At 74.2% G+C, this 20,496-nt stretch carries 16 protein-coding genes; 9 read left to right on the top strand and 7 right to left on the bottom strand.

The features are described from left to right. The 6 genes from IEZ04_RS19635 to pgfA form a co-directional block, all read right to left on the bottom strand. Window positions 1–819, bottom strand: coding sequence for a class I SAM-dependent methyltransferase (locus tag IEZ04_RS19635; RefSeq protein ID WP_189218199.1), 819 nt, complete (start codon window positions 817–819; stop codon window positions 1–3). Further along, window positions 816–2,174, bottom strand: coding sequence for a condensation protein (locus tag IEZ04_RS19630; RefSeq protein WP_189218198.1), 1,359 nt, complete (start codon window positions 2,172–2,174; stop codon window positions 816–818). The genes IEZ04_RS19635 and IEZ04_RS19630 overlap by 4 nt, the downstream gene beginning before the upstream one ends. Then, window positions 2,171–6,637, bottom strand: coding sequence for an alpha-(1->3)-arabinofuranosyltransferase (locus IEZ04_RS19625; RefSeq protein ID WP_189218197.1), 4,467 nt, complete (start codon window positions 6,635–6,637; stop codon window positions 2,171–2,173). The genes IEZ04_RS19630 and IEZ04_RS19625 overlap by 4 nt, the downstream gene beginning before the upstream one ends. Further along, complete coding sequence (locus IEZ04_RS19620; RefSeq protein ID WP_189218196.1) at window positions 6,634–7,368, bottom strand: class I SAM-dependent methyltransferase; 735 nt, start codon at window positions 7,366–7,368, stop codon at window positions 6,634–6,636. The genes IEZ04_RS19625 and IEZ04_RS19620 overlap by 4 nt, the downstream gene beginning before the upstream one ends. Before the next feature lie 305 nt (window positions 7,369–7,673). Continuing rightward, window positions 7,674–8,828: a glycosyltransferase family 4 protein gene (locus tag IEZ04_RS19615; RefSeq protein ID WP_189218195.1), complete on the bottom strand. Its 1,155-nt coding sequence runs from the start codon at window positions 8,826–8,828 to the stop codon at window positions 7,674–7,676. 241 nt (window positions 8,829–9,069) lie between these two features. Further along, window positions 9,070–10,056 carry a cell envelope lipid trafficking protein PgfA gene (gene pgfA / locus IEZ04_RS19610; protein ID WP_189218194.1) on the bottom strand — a complete coding sequence of 329 codons (987 nt, stop codon included), beginning with the start codon at window positions 10,054–10,056 and terminating at the stop codon, window positions 9,070–9,072. A gap of 301 nt (window positions 10,057–10,357) precedes the next feature. On the opposite strand from pgfA, the gene IEZ04_RS19605 reads away from it, so the two are divergent. The 4 genes from IEZ04_RS19605 to IEZ04_RS19590 all read left to right on the top strand — a co-directional run bounded on the left by IEZ04_RS19605 (window position 10,358) and on the right by IEZ04_RS19590 (window position 13,967). Then, complete coding sequence (locus tag IEZ04_RS19605; RefSeq protein WP_189218193.1) at window positions 10,358–10,510, top strand: hypothetical protein; 153 nt, start codon at window positions 10,358–10,360, stop codon at window positions 10,508–10,510. 3 nt (window positions 10,511–10,513) lie between these two features. Then, window positions 10,514–11,776 (top strand): PucR family transcriptional regulator, encoded by a 1,263-nt coding sequence (locus tag IEZ04_RS19600; protein WP_189218192.1) that lies wholly within the window; start codon window positions 10,514–10,516, stop codon window positions 11,774–11,776. A gap of 551 nt (window positions 11,777–12,327) precedes the next feature. Next, window positions 12,328–13,104 carry an IclR family transcriptional regulator gene (locus IEZ04_RS19595; protein WP_189218191.1) on the top strand — a complete coding sequence of 259 codons (777 nt, stop codon included), beginning with the start codon at window positions 12,328–12,330 and terminating at the stop codon, window positions 13,102–13,104. Beyond that, window positions 13,101–13,967, top strand: coding sequence for an SMP-30/gluconolactonase/LRE family protein (locus tag IEZ04_RS19590; protein WP_189218190.1), 867 nt, complete (start codon window positions 13,101–13,103; stop codon window positions 13,965–13,967). The genes IEZ04_RS19595 and IEZ04_RS19590 overlap by 4 nt, the downstream gene beginning before the upstream one ends. 56 nt (window positions 13,968–14,023) lie before the next feature. Here the strand turns inward: IEZ04_RS19590 and IEZ04_RS19585 are convergent, their stop codons facing one another. Continuing rightward, window positions 14,024–14,506 carry a toxin-antitoxin system, toxin component family protein gene (locus IEZ04_RS19585; protein ID WP_189218239.1) on the bottom strand — a complete coding sequence of 161 codons (483 nt, stop codon included), beginning with the start codon at window positions 14,504–14,506 and terminating at the stop codon, window positions 14,024–14,026. Window positions 14,507–15,235: 729 nt separating this feature from the next. Here IEZ04_RS19585 and IEZ04_RS19580 point away from each other — a divergent pair. From IEZ04_RS19580 to IEZ04_RS19560, 5 genes are read left to right on the top strand one after another with little or no spacing between them, the layout of a single operon-like run. Then, window positions 15,236–16,591 (top strand): extracellular solute-binding protein, encoded by a 1,356-nt coding sequence (locus IEZ04_RS19580; protein ID WP_189218189.1) that lies wholly within the window; start codon window positions 15,236–15,238, stop codon window positions 16,589–16,591. Next, complete coding sequence (locus IEZ04_RS19575; protein WP_189218188.1) at window positions 16,588–17,523, top strand: carbohydrate ABC transporter permease; 936 nt, start codon at window positions 16,588–16,590, stop codon at window positions 17,521–17,523. Before IEZ04_RS19580 ends, IEZ04_RS19575 begins: the two co-directional genes overlap by 4 nt. Further along, window positions 17,520–18,413 carry a carbohydrate ABC transporter permease gene (locus tag IEZ04_RS19570; RefSeq protein ID WP_189218187.1) on the top strand — a complete coding sequence of 298 codons (894 nt, stop codon included), beginning with the start codon at window positions 17,520–17,522 and terminating at the stop codon, window positions 18,411–18,413. The genes IEZ04_RS19575 and IEZ04_RS19570 overlap by 4 nt, the downstream gene beginning before the upstream one ends. A 38-nt stretch (window positions 18,414–18,451) precedes the next feature. Continuing rightward, window positions 18,452–19,963, top strand: a complete 1,512-nt coding sequence (arfA, locus tag IEZ04_RS19565; RefSeq protein WP_189218186.1) for an arabinosylfuranosidase ArfA — start codon at window positions 18,452–18,454, stop codon at window positions 19,961–19,963. A gap of 28 nt (window positions 19,964–19,991) precedes the next feature. Beyond that, window positions 19,992–20,450, top strand: coding sequence for an RrF2 family transcriptional regulator (locus tag IEZ04_RS19560; RefSeq protein ID WP_189218185.1), 459 nt, complete (start codon window positions 19,992–19,994; stop codon window positions 20,448–20,450). Window positions 20,451–20,496 lie beyond the last annotated feature (46 nt).

Genomic DNA, 20,496 nt, shown 5'->3' with positions numbered 1-20,496 from the left:
TCACGTCCTCCGCGCGTGCAGCAGCAGGATCGACGCGGCCGACGGCGCGGCGCAGACCAGCCGGTCCAGCGGGCGCAGCGAACGCGGTACGCCGTGGAAGGGCGCCCCGCGCAGCTCCACCACCTCGAAGCCGGCCGCGGCCACGAAGGCGCGCAGCGCGCGGGCCGTGTAGAGCCGCAGGTGGCCCACGACCTCCGTCCCCGGGCGGCCGTGAATGGAACGCAGGCTCACCTCCGAGAAGACGGGCTGCACGCCCGCCAGCAGCAGGACGCGGTTGTACCAGGCGGCGAGGTTGGGCGTGGACAGCATCAGGTGGCCGCCCGGCCGCAGCACCCGGCGGATCTCGTCGAGCGCGCCGTCCGGGTCGACGAGGTGCTCGACCACCTCGCTGAACAGCACCGCGTCGGCGCCCGCGGTGGCGAACGGCAGCCCGCCGTCGCTCAGTTCGCCGCGCACCACGTACGGCAGCCGGGTGCGGGCGCGGCGCAGGACGTCCTGGGACCAGTCGACGCCCACGATGCGGTGACCGGAGAGGAAGGGCGCGGCGGTGGCGGCCGCCGTACCGTCGCCGCACCCTATGTCCAGGACGGTCCGCACGCCCGCGGTGGCCGGGCCGAGCGCGGCGGCCAGCATGCGGGCCTGCCGGACGCTGCGCGCGGTGCCGGAGGCTACGGGCACGGCCGGGTTCTCGTAGAAGTCCCGGAGCTCCTTGCGGGTGAAGGTGCCTGTGCCCGAGTTCGTGCCCGAGTCCGGGTTCGTGCCCGGGTCCGCACCCGAGCCCGTGTTCGCGTGCGGGTTCGTACCCGTGGCCGGGGTCATGGCGAGACCTCCCCGGCCTCCGCGGTGGTGTGCAGGTAGTGCGCGAAGAGCTCGCGCAGCCGGGCGCCGTCGCCGTCCCCGAGCAGCGACCGCGACCAGCGCAGGGCCACGTGCAGCCGGCCCGCGGTGGACGCCGTCGTCACGGTCAGGCCGCGCGGCATCCGGGCCGGGGCGGAGAACCACACCGCGCGCGCGGGTCCGGCGCCCGCACCGAAGTCCAGCGGGTACGGGATCCGGCCGATGTTGCTGAGCAGGGTCGTCGACATCCAGGGCGCCGCCGTCCGGCGCAGCCCGCGGGTGAGCGCCGCCCGCCAGGCCACGGGCACTATCGGGGCGGTCAGCAGGGCGGCGCCGTGCCCGAGCTGGGGCCGGGCGAGCGACTTCAGGGCGCGGGTGCGCGCGGCCGTACGGCGCAGCAGCTCGCTCATGCGGGCGGCATCCAGTTCCTCCGGCGCGAAGGGCACCTCCACCAGGCGGGTGCCGTTGCCGATCGGCATGTCCGTGCCGCGGGTCCGGTCGTCCACCGGCATCGTGATGCGCAGCGGCCGGGGGCGGGCGCCGTGCTCCCGGTTCCAGTGGGCGATCGTCAGGGCCGTGGCGGCCATGAGCTGGTCGTTCACCGTGTACGGGGAGTCCTGCGGGCGGTGCGGGACGGCGAGCTCGGTGAGGAGCATGCCGTTGCCCGGGGCGGCCGGGAAGGGGCCGGGGGAGCCGTGGGCCACCCGGGCGGGCGGGGACCACGGGGACGGGGCGTCCGCGTCGAGGGGGCCGGCCGCCGGGGCCGCGGGCCGGACCGGGGGCGCGGCGGGGGAGTTGTCCCGGCCGCCGTACAGCTCCGCGGCGGTGGCGAGGATGCGCAGGCAGGCCGGGCCGTCGAGGGCGGTGTGGTTGACGGTGAGGAGGAGGACGGTGCCCACCCCGCCCTCTCTTCCGGTTCCGTCGTCCGGCGGCTCGACCACCTCCACCCGGATCGGCGGTGCCGCCGACAGCGGGGGCGCCTCGGCCAGCGATCTGGTCCGGGCGCCCCGCAGCGCGTCCGGGCCGGGCGGCCGGAACGTGACCACGTCGACGTCCGGGTCCGCCGTCAGCTCCCACTCGTAGCGGCGGCGGTACCAGGGCCCCGGCGCCTCCCGCATCAGGACGCGGGGGTGGCGGTCGAACGCCCCGGCGAAGGCGGCCCGCAGCCGGTCCCGGTCCAGGCGGCCCGGCAGATGGACCTCGATGTGGACCGTCTCCGGCTCCGCCTCCTGGACGCAGTGCCGGCTGACCTCGTCCACCACGGGGAACGGGACACGGGCCGGCGGCCGCGCGGCACCGTCCGCGCCGTGGCGCGCCGGATGCTCGACAGCGGTCATGCACCCTCACCCCTTCTCGGACCGTCGTCCCTCTCCGGACCGTCGTCCCTCTCCGGACCGTCGTCCTTCGCCGGCCGCCAGGACCGCCCGGGTCGCCGAAGCCGTCGTGACCGTCGCGGCCGCACCGGCCGCACCGGCCGCACCGGCTCCGTCGGCGCCTGCGAGCCGGGCGGGACCACCGGCCCGGGCGGGGTCACCGGCCCGGCCGGTACCGGCGGGATCCCGTACGGCAGCGTGGAACCGGGCTCGTCCGGATCGCGCCCGGGAGGGCCGCCCGAATCCCCCTCGGGCACCGGCCGCGCCCCCCGCCCGGCACGCCCCGCACCCCGCCCGGCATTCACCAGCCCCGCGAACAGCCCGACCACCGCCGCCACCTGGGCCACCGGCCCGAACGCCCCCGCCCCGGCGGCCGGAGCCGTACCGGCGCCCGTGGCGGCGGCGACCCCCGCCACGGCCAGGGACAGGAACGCCAGCGGCACCAGCAGTCCGTGCCGCCGCCACGCCACCAACGCCAGCAGCGGCACCACCAGCCCCAGCCACCCGGCGACCACGACACCGGCGAGCGTCAGCGCCACCGTGCCCGGCCACACGCCCGGCTCCGGCGGCACCGGCTGCGGCGCGTCGCGGTTGGGCGAGCGACGCCGCCACAGCACCGCGCCGATCAGCAGGACCACGGCGGCCGCGCTGCCGATCAGCCCGCCCTCGTACGCGGCGGCCGGTTCGTACGACAGCCTGACCGTGCCGCCCCCGCCGCCCGGGACCAGCCAGCCCTGCTGCCAGCCGTCGAGCCGTACCGGGGTGAGCTCGCGGCCGTCCAGCGTGGCCTTCCAGCCCTTGTTGTGGTTCTCGTACGTCGTCAGGTACGAGGCCCCGCCCGCGCCGACCGTCAGTTCGCGGCGGTCGCCGAGCCAGTCCCGTACCCGCACCTCCCGGTCCGCGTCGGCCGGTCCCGCGGCCGCGGCCCGGGCGGCGTCCCCGCGCGTGAGCGTCACGTCCGTCACCGCGAGCGGACCGGCGTCCCCGGACTCCACACGGTGCGCGCTCCCCTCCAGCTGCACCGCGGGATCCTCCCGGCCGCTCCGGCAGAGCGTCAGCTCGACGCCGCGCCGCTCGGTCAGGTCCCGCACGGTGCCCCGCGCGCCCGTCTCGTACAGGTCGCCGTCGATCGCGAGCACCGGGCCGCGCCCGCAGGGGAGCGAGAACGCGCGGTCGCCCGCCGGCTGCGGGGTCCGCTGGGCCTCGTCGAGAGCGGGGACGTACGCCTCCGCCAGCCCGGCCGGGAGCTGGAGGTCGTCGCCCGCGACCGGGTTGTGCAGGGTCAGCGGGGCCGTCTCGGTGATCGTGATGTCGAGCCGGTCGGTGGTGATCGGGTCGAAGCGGGCCCAGCCGTTCTCGTCCATGCCGACGACCGCGGCGCCGTCCGGCGAGTTGATCTCCACCTTCGTGGCCCGGGCCGACAGGCCGCCCGCCGGGGCGAGCACCACCGAGTCGATCTCCGCGCGCTCCGCCCAGCTCAGGTGGATCGTGGGAGTGTCGCCCGCGATCCAGGCCGTCGTCAGGTCGCCGTCGGTGAGGTTGCGCGGGGAGAGCCCGGGGCCGAGGACCGCCGTGGAGTCCGCGGTCGCGGTGACCCGGGCGCGTTCCTCGGGCGCGACCTCGTACAGCAGCCGGTCGAGCTCCTCGCCCGGTACGGGGACGGCGGTGGCGCGCACCTGGTACGCGCCCGCCTCCGAGACGGTGAAGCGCCGGTGCAGTCCCGCCTCGGTGCCCGTCGCGGAGAGCCCGGTGGGGTCGGCGGCGCGGTGCAGCGAGACGATCTCGGCGGAGGCGGCGGAGCGCGCGGCGTCGGTGGGCAGCCGCAGCGTCCGCGTCACCTGGACGCCCGGGATCGCGATCTCGGAGAAGCCCGCGCCGGTCAGCCCGGCGCGCCGCTGCTCCGTCTCCAGGACGGTGATCTTCAACCAGTCCGTCGTGCCGGCGGGGGCGCTCACCCGCTGCGTCGAGCCGTCCGCCCGCAGGATGCTCGTGGCGGCGCCGCGCTCGGTCTCCACCCGGACCCGGACGGGCGCCGACCGCACGCCGTCCTGCGGCAGCGGCGTCACCTCGAACGTGGACGGGACGTCCTGGAGGCCGTCGAAGCCGATGCGCAGCCACTGGCCCACCGACGAGTCCGGCGCGCCCTCCGCCCAGGCCGTGCCGGGGTCGCCGTCGAACGCGTTCACCGGGTCGTACTGCGGCAGGTGGAACAGCCAGTTGCCGCTGGACGACGCGGTCACCGAGCGGGCGCCGCGCAGTTCGGCGACCGTCTGGTGGTCCAGGCCCTCGACCGGCAGGATCTCGTGCGGCTCCGCGCCGGGAGCCTGGAGGTCGCCCTCGGCGTTCCGTTCGGTCGCGGTGTACGTGTACGAGGTGTTGGCGTTGACCAGGCCGAAGCGGGTGTCCGCGCGCCGCAGCCCGTCACCGGCCACCTGCAGCGCGGGCGTCCCGAGCCCGGGGTGGCCGTCGCCGGTGAGCACGGTGGGCCGGCCGCGCACCGCGGGGTCGGCGGCCAGCGGCAGCAGCGCCTCGGGGCCGCCGGAGACCACGGCCGTGTCCGCGACCGGCTTCAACGCCACCTGGCCGGGGCGCGGCGTGTCCGCGGGCGGCCGGTAGATCTCCACGGCGCGCTGGCGCGGGTACAGCCCCTCGACCTGCAACGGCGTGCCGTGCGCGATCCGCCCGCCGGTCATCAGCGGCCCGAAGCCCGTCTCCCGCTCGTACCCGGACTGCTCCAGGGCCCGTTTCACGGTGGTCGTCGGAACGGCGCCGATCTGGTCCGGGTCGAGGTCGTTGCGGACCACGACGTAGTGCAGGCCCGCACGGCTCAGGAAGTCGGCCAGGCCCGGCACCTCACCGCCCGTCAGCAGCGCCTGCTCGACCGCGTCCATGGCGCGCCGGTTGCCGGGCGTGCCGAAGGGGACGAAGTCGCGCTGCGCCCACCGCGACCTCGCGAGCACGTCCAGCGGCTGGTCGATGGGGGAGCCCCAGGTGTAGAGGCCGTGCGCGGTGGCGGGGACCACCAGGGCGCGGGAGTCGGGCGAGTTCTCCTCCAGCCAGTCGGCCGTCGTCCGCCAGTACCGGGGCAGCTCCTGGAACGAGCCCGGCTGGAGCACCGTCCCGTTCAGATACGGCCACAGCAGCCCGGGCAGCACCAGCAGCGCGGCGACGAGCGGCGCGGACCGCCGGACGCGTGCCCCACGGAGCCCGCATGCGCCCTCCCGCCGGCGCGCGGCCACGCCCACCAGGTGCGCGAGGCCCAGCACGAGGGCGAGCGCCGTCCCGGTCTGGAACTTGTAGATGTTCCGGAAGGGTGCGAGGGAGCCGTCCAGCAGGTCCTGCACCGTCTCGTGGAACGGCCCGCCGAACGGGCCCCCGTACCCGGCGAGCACGAGGACCGCGACGGTCAGCACCGTCAGCACCAGCCAGCGCCGCTCCGGCATGTCGCGCCGGGCGAGCCCCGCGAGGCCCAGTCCGGCCGCGAGCGACGAGCAGACGATGACGACGACCGACGAGGCGACCGTCCAGCCGGCGGGCAGCCACGCCTCGCCGAAGTTCAGGTACGCCACCCAGTTCCCGGCACCGCGCAGCGCCTCGGTGGCCGACATGGTGTCCGTGGTGGTCCGCGCGGACTCGATGTACGGCAGGAAGTTCTCGCCGTAGGCGCCGAGCAGCAGCAGCGGTATCACCCACCACGCCGTCGCGAGGATCACCCCCGGCACCCACCAGGCGATCAGCTTGCGCCGCCGGGGGCCGCGCGGCCGGGACAGCAGGTACAGGCCGACCGGGAGCAGGGACGCGAGGGTGGACGCCGCGTTGACGCCGCCCATGAAGGGAATGAGCAGCGCCGAGCGCAGGGCGGCGACCCGGGCGCTGTACCGTTCGTCGGCCAGCGGCAGCAGCACCCACGGCAGGAACGCGCCCGGCAGCACCGCCGCCGAGGTCGAACCGACCACGATCGTGAACGTCGGCCACAGCGCGTACGCCACCGCCGCGAGCAGCCGGGAGGCCGGGCTGCCCACGCGGAGCCGTTCCGCCAGCCGGAGCGCTCCCCAGAAGGCGACGGTCACGACGATCGACAGCCACAGCCGCTCCGCGAGCCACACCGGCACGTGCAGCAGCTCGCACACCGCGTAGTACGGCAGCATCGGCCAGGCGTAGCCGATGTACTGGTCCGCGATGCCGCCGAAGCCGCCCCGGTCGTGCCACAGCTGCCCCAGGTCGGACAGGAACTGCAGCGGGTCGAGCGCCACGCCGAGCTTCGTCTCGAACGTCATCCGGCCGGGCGACACGGCCAGGAACAGCACGAACACCACGGCCCAGAAACCCAGCAGCCAGCGCCGCGACCGCGGGCCCTCGCCGGGACGCCGCCCGGGTGCCGCGGGGCGGGGCGGCGCGGGAGGGGGAGCCTGGACCGTGCTCGTCATGCTGGACACCGCCGGAGAATGAGGAGGAGGTTCCACGTGGCGAACTCGCGCAGGACCGGCACCTTCACGACGGCCCCGGCGAGGAACGGCCAGTAGCGGGAGCGCGCCGCGACGACGCGGACGTCGTCGCGTGCCCGCACCAGCCGCAGGGTGGGTCCGATGTGCACGGCGAAGAGGTTCTCGCCGAGGGTGTGCTTGGCCGGGTGGCCGGTACGGCGCCGGTAGCGGGCGCGGGCCCGCTCGGCGCCCAGGTAGTGCCAGGGCGCCCACTCGTGACCGCCCCACGGGGACAGCCAGTTGGTGAACGACACGTAGATCAGCCCGCCGGGCCGGGTCACCCGCACCAGCTCGCTGAGGAAGGTCCGCGGGTCGGCGACGTGCTCCAGCACGTTGGAGGAGAAGCAGACGTCGGCGGCCCCGTCGGCCAGCGGCAGCAGATAGCCGTCCGCGACCACGGTGCCCTCGGCCGGCTCGGGACCGAGCTCCCGCACGTCCGGCTCGAACAGGTAGGCGTGCGCCCCGCGGCGCCGGAACTCCTCGGTGAACCACCCGCCGCCCCCGCCGACGTCCACGACCGTACGGCCGCGGACCGGCCCGTCGTACGCCTCGACCTGGTCGGCGGCGTCCCGGGCGAGCAGTGAGTAGCAGTGGCCGGGGTCCTGCTGCTCCCGCAGGAAGGCGCGGAAGAGGAGCAGCGAGCGGCGCAGCGAGGGGTCCTTCGGCCGGCGCACGGACGATCGTGCGGCCTGCCCGGGTGACTGCTGCGACTGCTGCGCAGGGTGTTCCGACGGCTGCCTCGGTGGCTGCTTCGACGGCTGCCTCGACCGCAGGGCCCGCAGTGTCCGCAGTGTCCGCAGGGCCCGCGGCGACCGGGACGGCCTGGCCGACCGAGCCGCCTTCGCCGAGCGCGACGGCCCGAACGGCCCGAACGGCCCGAACGGCCGGGACGGCTTCGACCGCTTCGACGACCGCGCGGCCCGCAGCGCTCCCGACGACCGCGACGGTCCCTCCGGCCGGCCCGCCCCCGTGGACGCCGTCATGGTGACCAGCTCCTCACCGCCTCGGACGCCACCGCCCGGAACCGGCGCACCGTGTGGTTCCAGCGGTAGCGCGAGGCACGTTCGCGGGCCGCCCGGCCCATGAGGGCGCGGCGCTCGGCGGACAGGGCGAGGGCGCACCAGGCGGCGGCGAAGGACGACTCGCCGTGCGCGAGCACGCCCGTCTCGCCGTGCACCACGGAGTCCCTGAGGCCGGGCACGTCGAAGGCCACCGCGGGAGTCTCACGCGCGGCGGCCTCCGTGACCACCAGGCCCCAGCCCTCGACGGCGGAGGGGTGCAGCAGCAGCCAGGCCGCGCACAGCAGCCGGTGCTTCTCGGCCTCGGAGACATGGCCGGCGAACGTCACCTCCGGACCCGCGAGCCGCTCCAGGCGGGTGCGCTCGGGCCCGTCGCCCACGATCACCAGCCGGCCGCCCGTCACCGGCCGCACCCGCTCCCACAGGCGCAGCAGCAGGTCGATCCGCTTGTACTCGACGAGCCGCCCCACCGCCACGAACAGCGGTTCGGACGACCGCTGCGTCCGCGGCCCCGGCTCCTCGACGCCGTTGTGCACCACGCGGATCCGCTCGCGGTCCACACCGATCGCCCGCAGCGCGTCGGCCGTCGACGGGGAGACGGCGACCAGCAGGTTCCGTCGCTGCGCGCCCGCCAGCGCCCAGTGCTCGAGTCTTCGGCCGAGGCGCGCGGCGGGCGCCAGGGGCCCGCCGAAACGCATCCGCCACAGATCGGTGTGCACGTGGTTGACGAGGCAGAGCGTCGGCCCGCGGTGCCACAGCGGCGCCAGGTACGGCATGCCGTTGCACACCTCGACCAGCAGGTCGCAGTCGCCGACCTGGCGGGCGAAGGCGGGGCGGGCGCGCACGTAGTGGCTCAGGTCGCCACCGGCCGACACGACCCGGTACTCGCGGAACGCCGCCGGGCCGCCGCACAGCAGTGTCACCTGGTGGCCGAGCCGGGTCAGCCCGCCGGCCAGCCGGTCCACCAGCAGCTCGGAACCGCCCGCCGCCGGGTTACCGAGGTCGCGGCGGGCCAGGAAAACGATTCGGCGCGGTTGCGGGGGATGCGCCGGGGAGTGCTGTGCGCTGCGGGGGAACGCCTTGAGCAGCGGGTGCGGCGGCACGTGCTGGGGCATGGGTGCTCCAACTCGTCTGAGGACTCGTCTGGGGCTCGTCTTGGGGGGGCGGGGCTCGGCGTGGCGGAACGGCGCGGTGCGGACCGGTGGAGCTGACGGAGCTGACGGAGCTGGTGGTACCGGTGATGCAGTGGTGCGGTCAGTGGCTGTGCTCGGGTGGGGTGGACAGTTTTCGCCCAGCCGCAGGAAGCTGCTACTCACCGAAGTGATGAATTCCGGGCTTTCTGGACCTGACGCGTCATCATATCGTGCGCAAAGCTGCGGAGGACTCGGACGAATCGGGGCGCCGACGCCCGCGTATCACCAGAACGGCACCCAGCACGGCGAGCACGGATCCGCTCACGGCGGCGACGATCGGCAACGTCCGCCCCACCAGGCGCAACTGACGGCCGTCCCGTTCCGCCTGCTCGACCGCCGCCCGCTGCGTCGCGGGTGTGAACGCGAGTTTCCGGCTGTCGAGGAGCACGGCCGCGTCCCGGTCCCCGCCGGGCGCACGCAGCGTGCGGCGGGGACCGGTCTGCGCGTACAGCACCCTTCCGGTGGCCTGATCGACAATCAGTTCGATGCCGTGGTTGGCGTACCACTCCTCGGCCACCACCTGCGGGCGGTCCGGCTCGTCCACGAGCCTGCCGGGCACCAGCCGCGTGCCGGTCCGCGTCGCCGGCACGCTGCCGGTGAACCGGTAGCCCTCGTACCCGCGCACCTTCGCCACGCCCCGGTACCGGAGCGTCACGGTCGACCCGAGGGTGTTGTCCCACCAGCGGTAGGAGCGCTGCTGCACGTCGAAGGGGAACTTGAGGTAGGCCTCGCCCTCGATGTACGGCGTCTCGCCGCAGCAGTGCACCGGGCGGTTGGTCCGCCGGTCGCTGACCCAGCGGTGCGGGCTGAAGTCCAGGGCGTCGTGAGGGTCGGCCGCGGGCAGCGTGTCGTCGGTGTCGACGGTGGTGACCACGTCCCAGACGGCGGCGTGGCCGCTGCGCTCGCTGTCGGTGACGTCGCCGCGCACCCGCTGGGTGATGGTGATGTCCTCGTTCGGCACGGTCCTCACCTGCGTGACGTCGAAGACGCTGCCGGTGCCGGTGTAGACGGCGGTGGTGTCGATGTCGACGGGGTTCACGGCGGCCCGCGGCTTCACGTACCAGGCGAGCAGGGGGGCCAGTACGAGGAGGAAGGTGCCGAGACCGAGGAGTAAGAGGGACAGGGGAGACGGGTGGGAAGAACGGCGCATCCGGGCACTCCAGTGACATGGGCGGCGCGACTCGCGCGGGACACGGCCGAATCGGCGCCGGAGAGGGAAGAGCGCGTGCGGTACGGCGGTACGGGCCGGGAACCGTAGGCGCACCCTTGACGGGGTGTCAATGCTGTGCCGACACTGGGCCCGGGTCAGGGGCTCGGTGAGGTGTGGGGCGTCCGGGTGGGACGGACCTGTCGACGACCTCTCGACAGGCGTTCGACCACCTCCCGACGATCTCTCGTGGATCCCCCGTGGATCTCTCGAAGACCTCTCGACGAAAGAGGCTGACCCTGCGATGTCCAGACTGCTCGCCGCCGCGCTCACCGTCGTGGCCGCGGCCGCACTCGCCGTGGGTGCCGCGTTCGGTGCCGTCGCGCTGCTGGAGGCGCCCCCGGACCAGCCGAACACACCGCTGGTCACCTATGAGACCAACGGCGGGGAGCGCTGAGGCGTGGCGCGGCGTCCGGTGACCGTCGCGACCCGTTCCGCCTGGCACGACGTGCCGCGCCGCCAGGTGCGGCAGTTCGCGGCGCTCGCCCTGGCCGAGGCACCCGCGCTCGCGGAGGAGATCCTGCGCGAGATCCGCCGCGAGTACCCGCACCTGCCGGTCGTCCTCGACGACTCCGGCGAGCCGATGGCCCTGGTCGGCATCCGCCGCGCCATCGAGGCCTTCGTCCAGCACCTGGAGACCACCGAGAGCGCGGGCGCCGCCGAGGGCGGGCCGCGGGTGCCGCCCGGCGTCTTCCAGGAGTTCGGCCGGGGCGAGGGGCTGGGGGGCCGCAGCCTGGACTCGCTGCAGGCGATCTACCGGCTCGGCGTACGGCTGGCCTGGCGCCGCTTCGCGGAGATCGGCACCCGCGTGGACATCCCGCCGCCGGCGATGTACGAGCTCGTCGACGCCGGTTACGAGTACCTGGACGGACTGGTGGACCAGTCGGTGCGCGGGTACGCGGAGGCGGCGGCGCGGCAGGCGGGGGAGCGGTTACGGCTGCAGCGCCGGCTGATCGAGCTGCTGCTGACCGGGCATCACCGGGGCGGCGACCCGGCCGAGGCGCTGGCCGAGCGGGCGGCCCGGATCGGCTGGCCGCTGCCCGCGCGGGTGGCCGTGGGTGTGCTGCTGCGGCCCGCGCGCGAGGCGGTCGCGCCCGCCGTGGGGGAGGACGTACTGCTCGACATGGACTACGAGCAGCCCCGCATGGTGGTGCCCGACCCCGGCGCCCGGGGCCGTCCCGAACTGCTGGACCGTGCGCTGGCCGGGTGGACGGGCGCCATCGGGCCGCCGGTGCCGCCGGCCGCCGCGGCGAAGTCGCTGCGCTGGGCGGAGGCGGCGGTACGGCTGATCGAACGGGGGCTGCTGCCCGGCGGGCAGGTGCTGCACTGCACCGGGCACACCGAGGCGCTGGTGCTCCTCGAACCGGAGGAACTCCTCGACGACCTGGCGCTGCGCTGCCTGGCACCGCTGGCGCACTGCGGCCCCACCCACGGCCGCCGGCTGGCGGAGACACTGCTCGCCTGGCTGGAGACGCGGGGCGGGGCACCGGAGGTGGCGGCACGGCTGGGCGTGCATCCGCAGACGGTCCGGTACCGCCTCCGGCAGATCCGGGAACTGTGGGGCGACGACATCGAACACCCGGACCGCCGCTTCGAACTGGAACTGGTCCTCCGGGCCCAGCGCCTCCGCGGCGAACTGGGCGACCCACGCCCCCACCGCTGAGTCCCGGCAGCACCGCGAAGCCCCCCGGCGGACGCGCGGGGTCCGGCGGCGGCACTGGCCCCGCCGCCCGGGCGGTGGCGCCCGGGCGGCGCCCGGTGGACGGGCCGGGGTGCGGCGCCCGGGCATGGTGCCCGGCGGGGGCGCCGGGTCGTGGTTTCCGGCGGTGGCTGGTGGCGGCCGGTGGTGATGTCCGGCAGTGGGATCGGCATGCGGTGCCCGGATGGCGGCGCTTGGACGGCGCCCCACGGGCGGGCCGGGGCGCGGCGCCCGGGCACGGTGCCCGGCGGGCGTGCCCGGTCGCGGTGCCCGGCCGGGGGTGCCGGTCCCCACGAGCGGTCGCGGCTCCCCGGCGCGGCGCCCGACGGTGATGTCCGGCGGCGGTGTGCGGGCGCCCGGTGGTGCCGTACGTGAGGGCCGGCGCCGCACGGCCATTGCCCGGGGCGGTGCAGTCTGACTAGCCTGTGTTCGCCATGTCGATCGTCTGTTGAAATTTCGAACATACGACGAACACGTGAACACGCAACGGACACACACAAGGGAGGGGGCCGGTCGTGGGACGCCTCGTACCTGCCGTGACCCGGGCTCTCGACATACTTGAGCTCTTTCTGGACGGGGACGGCACGCTCTCCGCCCCCGAGATCGTGCGCAGGCTCAGGCTGCCGCGCACCACCGTGCACGAACTGGTCACCACGCTCGCCGCCCGGTCGTACATCGTCCCGGTGCCGGGGCAGCCGGGACGCTACCGGCTCGGGGTGCGCCCGTATCAGCTCGGCAGCCGGTACGCCGAGCAGCTCGACCTCGCCGCCGAGGGCCAGCAGGTCGCCCGTTCCGTCGCCGAGACCTGCGACGAGACCGTGCACGTGGCGATCCTGGAGGGCACCGACGTCATCTACATCGCCAAGGTGGACTCCACGCACGCCGTCCGCATGGTGTCCGCCGCCGGACGCAGGCTGCCCGCGCACTGCACCTCGGTCGGCAAGATGCTCCTCGCCTCCCTCCCCGAGCCGGAGCTCGCCGTCCGCGTCCCCGACGACGCCGAGCTCGCCGCGATGACGCCCAACAGCATCACCGACCCGGCCGCGCTGCGCGAGGCCCTCGCCGGCATCCGCGCCCGCGGCGTCGCGGTGGAGAGCCGTGAGTCCAACCCGGACGTCTCCTGCGTGGCCGCCCCGGTCCGCGACCGTGCGGGACAGGTCGTCGCCGCGCTCTCCATCTCCGTTCCGATGATCCGCTGGAGCGACGAGCGCCGCGTGGAGCTGGAGCAACTCGCCGCCAAGGGCGCGGCGCAGTTGTCGGAGCGTCTCGGACACCGGAGTGTGACGGCATGAGCAGCGAGACTCCTTCCACGGCCCCCGACGTCGCCGTACGTGCCGAGGCGACCCTCGGCGAGGGCCCCACCTGGGACGCGGACGCCCGGCGACTGATCTGGGTGGACATCCTCGGCGGCCGCGTCCACACGTACGACCCCGCCTCCGGCCGGCGCACCGTCATGGTCACCGAGCAGCACGTGGGCGCCGCGAAGCCCCGCGCGGGCGGCGGGTTCGTGCTCAACCTCCGCGACGGCGTCGGCCTGCGCGATCCCGACGGCGCCTTCCGGTGGCTGCACCGCGAGCCGGTCCCCGGCCGCCGCGGCAACGACGCCGCCGTCGCGCCCGACGGCTCCCTGTACGCCGGAACCATGCGCTACGACGAGGCCACCGGCGGCGGCACCCTGTCCCGCGTCGCCCCCGACGGCACGACGCGCACGCTCCTCGGCGACGTGACCGTCAGCAACGGCACCGGCTGGAGCCCGGACGGCCGGCTCATGTACTACATCGACACGCCCACGCGCCGTATCGACGTCTTCGACATGGGCGAGGACGGGCTGCCGGTGAACCGGCGGCCGCTCGCGACCGTGGAGGAGGGCGCCGGCTTCCCCGACGGCCTCACGGTGGACGCCGACGGCTGCGTGTGGGTGGCCCTGTGGGACGGCGCGGCGGTCCGCCGCTACACGCCGGACGGCACCCTGGACCGGGTCGTCGCCCTGCCCGTGCCCCGCCCCACGGCCTGCGCCTTCGGCGGCGCCGACCTGACGGACCTGTACATCACCACGGCGCGTACGGGGCTCGACGCGCCGCCGCCGCTGTCGGGCTCTCTGCTCGTGCTGCCGGGCGCGGGCAAGGGTCTCGTCCAGCCGCCCTTCGCGGGCTGACGCGACACCCGTACGACGCGACACCGGTACGACGCAAGACCCATACGACGCGACGGTCACCGGCCGGCGCGGTCCGCCGCCACCCAGGCGCGCAGGTCCGCGGCGAGCCGGTGGCCGAACTCCTCGGCCTCGCGTTCGTCGGCCGCGTGGGAGCCGTCCCGGGCGGCGACGGGAGTGCCGCCCTGCCGGAGCGCGGCCGGGAGCGTGGGCGAGAGCACGCGCCCGCGCCGGCCGGAACCGTCGGCCGGGTGGCGGCAGTGCCCGGCGTGCATGTGCCACAACTCGTGTCCCAGGATGACCAGTTGCTGTGCGGCGTCGGCGCGTTCCTCGACGATGACGAGGTCGTGGTCCCGGAACTCCAGCCAGAGCCCGGTCACCTCGATCTCGTCGGGGAACCGCTCGAACCGGAGGTCCACGCGCCGCCCGCCCCGCCGCTCGCCCATGGCCTCGCACAGCGCCGCGCAGACCTCCCGCACGTCGGCGGGACCGTCGAGCCTGGCCCGCAGCGCGGCGGTCAGCCCGTCGCCGAGTTGGCGCATCGCGGCACCGGTCCGGGACGCGGCGAGGGCGCCGGCGAGCCGTGCTCCCGCCCGGGTGCGGGCGAGGGCGCCGACGCCGCGCAGGACGACCGCCCGGACGCGCCCGGACTCAGGCACCGCTCCGCACCGGGGCTCAGTCCCGTGCCGCACACTCCCCGTGCGCCGCGTACCCCGGCCGCCCCCCGCACCCCACATGCCCCAGCCGCCCGCCGGCCACCCCGCGCGGCCCGTCCGCCGGCCGCTTCCCGGTCTCATCGCCATCCGATCACCTCGCCCCCTCGCCCCCTCGTCCGCCTCACCACCGGCGGACGGACCGGACGACTGGCCGCGGACACCGAGCGGCGCGTCCCGGCCGGAGCCGGTCCCGGGGCTGCGCGCCTCGATGTGTGCGCGCGTCTCGGGAGAGGGGGCACGGGCCGACAGTACGTGCCCCGGGGCCGCCCGCACCAGGGAAGACCGGCCTTCGTCGCCCTCGGCCGAACGACCGCCGGCCGTACGGCACCCGACGCTCACCGCCCGTGCCCGGAGATGTACGCGCGGTCGCGTCACCCGCCGGTCCGGGCCGATCCCCGGCCGCGCACCGGAAAGTCTTGTCGGGCCCATTGACGCGCGTGCGCTTCGAATCTACGTTCACCGTCCGAAGTTACGGTCACCATCCGAAATACCGAACAGGACGTACGGCACGCACGCATCGCACCTCGACACGACCTCCAAGAGCAAGGGCAGGGAATGGGACGACCTGACCTGGATCGCAGACAACTCCTCGCCGCGGCGGGCGGCCTCGCCGCCGCGGGCAGCTTCGGTTTCGCCGCGCTCGGCCAGGGGGCCGACGCGCTCGCCTCCGGCGCGGACACCCGGGTCCGTTACTGGAACCTCTTCAGCGGCGGCGACGGCTACAACATGATCGCGATGCTGGACGCCTTCCGCGCGGAGCACCCCGGGATCGACGTGAAGGACTCCACCCTCCAGTGGGGCAGCCCCTTCTACACCAAGCTGGCCATGGCGGCGGCGGGCAACCGCGCGCCGGACCTCGGCGTCATGCACCTGGGCCGCGTCACCGGATTCTCGCCCGGCCGCCTCCTGGACCCCTGGGACGTCGGCCTGCTGCGCAAGTACGGCGTCCGGGAGGAGGACTTCAACCCCGAGCTGTGGAAGCGTGCCGTCGTCGACGGCGAGCTCTACGCCCTCCCGCTCGACATCCACGTCCAGCTCTGCTTCTACCGCCGGGACGTGCTGGACCGGGCGGGACTCCTGGACGCCGACGGGCGGCTGGTGCCCGTGACGTCGACCGACGAGTGGTTCGACGTACTCGCCGAGGCCAGGAAGGCCACGAAGGACGGGCTGCAGACCCTCGGGCTGCACACCAACGACCAGAACATCATGTGGTGGTTCTTCGTCTCCTTCTACGAGCAGCTCTCGGGCACCTACTTCGACGCCGCCGACACCGAGGTCGTCTTCGACACCGACAAGGCCGCCGAGGTCCTCGCGTTCCTGCGGCGGCACGTCACCGACGGCTACTCGATCGCGGGCGCAGCCGACGCCGAACAGTTCGTCAACGGCGCCCCCTTCACCATGGAGGGCAACTGGTCGGTGCCGGTCTTCGACACCGCGGAGCTCGACTACGGCGCGACCCCGCTGCCGCCCGTCTTCGGCAAGCGGGCCACCCACGCCGAGTCGCACTCCTTCGTGCTGCCGCACCAGGCACGCCGCGGCGGCGCGGCCGACGACGCCGCGCACCGCCTCGCCGCCTACGTCGTCCAGCACGCCCGGCAGTGGGCCGGCGGCGGACACATCCCCGCCCACATGCCGACCCTGTCCTCGCCCGAGTACCGGGCGCTGAAGCCGCAGAGCGAGTACGTCGTGGCGATGGACCACCAGGCCACGGAGCCGAAGGTGTGGTTCGCCGGGTCCACCGGCATCCTCGCCCAGCGCCTCGGCCCCGTCGTCAGCGCCTCCACGATGGGCTCCCTCACGCCGGACGCCGCCGCCCGCCGGATGAAGGGCGTCCTCACCGAGCTGATCGCCATGAAGAACCCCATGGACGGCAGGACCGCCGCACAGGCGCGGGGAGGTGCGGGCAGATGACGACCAGCGCCGGGACCGTCGTCGCACTCCGCGCGCGGGCCGCCGCGCCGAGCACCACCGTCCGCCGCAGACAGGGCTTCCAGCACGGCGGCTGGTTCGTCGCCCCGTTCCTCGTGCTGTTCGCGCTCTTCGTGATCTGGCCGCTGCTGCGCGGCCTCTGGCTCAGCTTCACCGACGCCAACATCTCCGGCGAGGGCGCCCGCTTCGTCGGCCTCGACAACTACCGCGAGGCCCTGGGCGACCAGCTGATGTGGGACGCGCTCGGCCACAGCGCGTACTTCACGCTCCTGGTCGTGCCCTGCATCACCGTGCTCGCCTTCCTGCTGGCGATGCTGGCCCACCACATCGAGCGCGGCAAGTGGCTGTGGCGGCTGTGCTTCTTCATGCCGTTCCTGCTGCCGTCCACCGTCGCGGGCAACCTGTGGCAGTGGCTGTTCAACCCCGGTACCGGCATGGTCAACCACGTCCTCGGCATCGAGACGCCGTGGCTGAGCGACACGTCCTACGCCCTGCTCGCCGTCGTGGTCTGCACCCTGTGGTGGACGGTCGGCTTCAGCTTCCTGCTCTACCTCGCCGCGCTCCAGGGCATCCCCGCGCACCTGTACGAGGCCGCCGAGCTGGACGGGGCGAACGCCTGGCACCGCATGGTCCACATCACGCTGCCGATGCTGCGCAACATCACCGGCCTCGTCATCGCCCTGCAGGTCCTCGCCTCGCTCCAGGTCTTCGACCAGGCGGTCGTGATGATGGACTTCGGGCCGGGCCCCGAGGGTTCGACGCGCACGTTCGTGCAGTTCACGCTGGAGGAGGGCTTCACCAGCTACCGCGTGGGCTATGCCTCCGCGATCTCCATCATCTTCTTCGTGCTCATCGCGGCCGTCGCCCTCGCCCGGATGTGGCTGCTGCGCAACCGTGAGGAGGACGGCCGATGAGCGGCACCAGCGCACCGGTACGCGTCGAGCCCCGCACCCGTGCCCGTACCGGTACCCGTGTCCGTAAGCCCTGGACGACCGGCCAGATCGTGCTCACCCTGCTCGGCGCGGCCGTCTCCGTGGTGATCCTCTCGCCGCTGGCCTGGGCGCTGTTCACCTCCCTGAAGTCGGAGACCGAGGCCGTCGAGGTGCCGCCGCACTGGCTGCCGAGGGACTGGACCGGCCAGGCGTGGAAGGCGATCTTCGAGACCGGCAACATCACCAACTGGTTCGTGAACTCCCTCGTCGTCTCCGTCTGCGTCACCACCGTCGTGCTGGTGGTCGGCGCGCTCGCCGGATACGGCTTCGCCCGCACCGAGTTCCGCGGCAAGGGCGCCCTGATGGGTGTGGTGATGGGAGGCCTGATGATCTCCCCGGCCGTGCTCGGCGTACCCCTGTTCACCACGGTGCAGCAGATGGGCATGGTCGACACCTACTGGGGCATGATCCTGCCGCAGTGCGCGCCCGCCGCGATGGTCTACATCCTCTACAAGTTCTTCCAGGGCGTCCCAAGGGAGCTGGAGGAGGCCGCCTTCATCGACGGTGCCGGACGCTGGCGGGTCTTCCTCACGATCGTCCTGCCGCTGTCGCGCCCCTCGCTCGCGGCGGTCGGCATCTTCACCTTCATCAGCTCCTGGAACAACTTCCTGTGGCCGTACATGGTGACCAACAACCCCGACCTGATGACCATGCCCAACGGCATCGCGACCGTCATGAACTCCTACGGCATCCAGTGGGCCCAGCTCATGGCCGGCGGTCTGATGGCGGGCCTGCCGCTGATCGTCGTCTTCGTCTTCTTCCAGCGCCAGATCGTCGCCGGCGTCGCCCACACGGGCCTCGCGGGCCAGTGACCCACCCGCAGACGGAACCGCCCTCCCGAAAGGACACCATGCGCACCGCCCGCTTCGCCCTCGACCCCGCCTTCACCGTCGGCGCGGTCGACCCCCGCCTGTTCGGCTCCTTCGTGGAACACCTCGGCCGCTGCGTCTACACCGGCATCTTCGAACCCGGCCACCCCTCCGCCGACACCGACGGCATCCGCACCGACGTCCTGGACCTCGTCCGCGAACTCGGCGTCACCGCGATCCGCTACCCCGGCGGCAACTTCGTCTCCGGCTACAAGTGGGAGGACTCCGTCGGCCCGGTGGACGAACGCCCGCGCCGCCTGGACCTCGCCTGGCGCTCCACCGAGACCAACCGCTTCGGCCTGTCCGAGTACATCGCGTTCCTGCGGAAGATAGGCCCGCAGGCCGAGCCGATGATGGCGCTCAACCTCGGCACCCGCGGCGTCGCCGAGGCGCTCGAACTGCAGGAGTACGCCAACCACCCCTCGGGCACGGCCCTGTCCGACCTGCGCGCCGCCCACGGCGACAAGGACCCCTTCGGCATCCGGCTGTGGTGCCTGGGCAACGAGATGGACGGGCCCTGGCAGACCGGCCACAAGACGGCCGAGGAGTACGGGCGGCTCGCCGCCGAGACCGCCCGCGCCATGCGGCAGCTCGACCCGGGCGTCGAGCTGGTCGCCTGCGGCTCGTCGAGCCAGTCGATGCCGACCTTCGCCGAGTGGGAGGCGACGGTGCTGACGGAGACGTACGACCTGGTCGACCACGTCTCGCTGCACGCCTACTACCAGCCCGTCGACGGTGACGTGGACTCCTTCCTCGCCTCGGCCGTGGACATGGAGTCCTTCATCGAGAACGTCGTCGCCACCTGCGACCACGTCGGCGCCAAGCTCAAGTCCAAGAAGAGGATCAACCTCTCCTTCGACGAGTGGAACGTCTGGTACCTGCTGGAACACCAGAAGGAGGCCGCGGAGAACCCGCTCGACTGGCCCGAGGCCCCGCGCCTCCTCGAGGACAACTACAGCGTGCTCGACGCGGTCGTCTTCGGCTCGCTGCTCATCGCGCTGCTGCGGCACGCCGACCGGGTGACGGTCGCCTGCCTCGCCCAGCTCGTCAACGTCATCGCCCCGATCATGACCGAGCCCGGCGGCCCCGCCTGGCGCCAGACCACCTTCTACCCCTTCTCCCAGGCCTCCCGGTACGGGCGCGGCGAGGTCCTGGACGTACGGGTCGACTCGCCGACGTACCCGACGGAGAAGTACGGCGAGGCGGACCTGCTGCACGCCACGGCCGTCCGCGCGGCGGACGGCTCGGTGACCGTCTTCGCGGTCAACCGCGGCCGCGCCGAGCCGCTGCCGCTGGAGGTCGCTCTCAACGGCCTCGCCCTCACCGAGGTGGTGGAGCACAGCGCCCTCGCGGACGCCGACCCCGACGCCCGCAACACCCTCGACGACCCGGAGCGCGTCACCCCGCACCCGGTGGAGGGCACCACCCTGCAGGACGGCACGCTGGACGCCGTGCTGGAGCCGCTGTCCTGGAACGTGATCCGCCTGCGCTGAGGTCCGGCGGCGGCCCGACAATGACTCCATGAGGATCTCTGCGCGGGCGGACTACGCGGTACGGGCGATGCTGGAAGTGGCGGTGCGACAGGGCGACGAGCCGGTGAAGACGGAGGCCGTCGCCCTCGCCCAGGGCATCCCGCACAAGTTCCTGGAGGGCATCCTCGGCGATCTGCGGCGCGGCGGACTGGTCAGCAGCCGGCGCGGCGGCAGCGGCGGCTACCGGCTGGCCCGGCCCGCCGCGGAGATCACCGTCGCCGATGTCATCCGCGCCGTGGACGGGCCGATCGTCTCCGTCCGCGGCGAGCGGCCGAACCGGCTGTCGTACACCGGTCCGGCCGCGCCGCTGCTGCCGCTGTGGGTCGCGGTGCGGGCCAACGTGCGGCGCATCCTGGAGGGCGTCACGCTCGCGGACATCGCGGCGGACGCCCTCCCCGCGCCCGTACGGGAGCTGGCGGCGGAACCGGCGTCCTGGGAGAACCCGTAGCCGGCCCGTCACCGATGCCGGTGCGCCGGGAGTGATGACAGGCCAC

Origin of the sequence: Streptomyces ruber, assembly GCF_014648075.1 — a bacterium.
Taxonomy (GTDB): Bacteria; Actinomycetota; Actinomycetes; order Streptomycetales; family Streptomycetaceae; genus Streptomyces; species Streptomyces ruber.
Note: the sequence above shows the minus strand (reverse complement) of the source record. Positions and strands in the feature narration are given on the sequence as shown.

What these genes read in the sequence shown, in the direction of transcription:
- IEZ04_RS19635 (WP_189218199.1), bottom strand. Translation starts at nt 819, where the DNA reads ATGACCCCGGCCACGGGTACGAACCCGCACGCGAACACGGGCTCGGGT.
- IEZ04_RS19630 (WP_189218198.1), bottom strand. Translation starts at nt 2,174, where the DNA reads ATGACCGCTGTCGAGCATCCGGCGCGCCACGGCGCGGACGGTGCCGCG.
- IEZ04_RS19625 (WP_189218197.1), bottom strand. Translation starts at nt 6,637, where the DNA reads ATGACGAGCACGGTCCAGGCTCCCCCTCCCGCGCCGCCCCGCCCCGCG.
- IEZ04_RS19615 (WP_189218195.1), bottom strand. Translation starts at nt 8,828, where the DNA reads ATGCCCCAGCACGTGCCGCCGCACCCGCTGCTCAAGGCGTTCCCCCGC.
- pgfA (WP_189218194.1), bottom strand. Translation starts at nt 10,056, where the DNA reads ATGCGCCGTTCTTCCCACCCGTCTCCCCTGTCCCTCTTACTCCTCGGT.
- IEZ04_RS19605 (WP_189218193.1), top strand. Translation starts at nt 10,358, where the DNA reads ATGTCCAGACTGCTCGCCGCCGCGCTCACCGTCGTGGCCGCGGCCGCA.
- IEZ04_RS19590 (WP_189218190.1), top strand. Translation starts at nt 13,101, where the DNA reads ATGAGCAGCGAGACTCCTTCCACGGCCCCCGACGTCGCCGTACGTGCC.
- IEZ04_RS19585 (WP_189218239.1), bottom strand. Translation starts at nt 14,506, where the DNA reads ATGCGCCAACTCGGCGACGGGCTGACCGCCGCGCTGCGGGCCAGGCTC.
- IEZ04_RS19580 (WP_189218189.1), top strand. Translation starts at nt 15,236, where the DNA reads ATGGGACGACCTGACCTGGATCGCAGACAACTCCTCGCCGCGGCGGGC.
- IEZ04_RS19575 (WP_189218188.1), top strand. Translation starts at nt 16,588, where the DNA reads ATGACGACCAGCGCCGGGACCGTCGTCGCACTCCGCGCGCGGGCCGCC.
- IEZ04_RS19570 (WP_189218187.1), top strand. Translation starts at nt 17,520, where the DNA reads ATGAGCGGCACCAGCGCACCGGTACGCGTCGAGCCCCGCACCCGTGCC.
- arfA (WP_189218186.1), top strand. Translation starts at nt 18,452, where the DNA reads ATGCGCACCGCCCGCTTCGCCCTCGACCCCGCCTTCACCGTCGGCGCG.
- IEZ04_RS19560 (WP_189218185.1), top strand. Translation starts at nt 19,992, where the DNA reads ATGAGGATCTCTGCGCGGGCGGACTACGCGGTACGGGCGATGCTGGAA.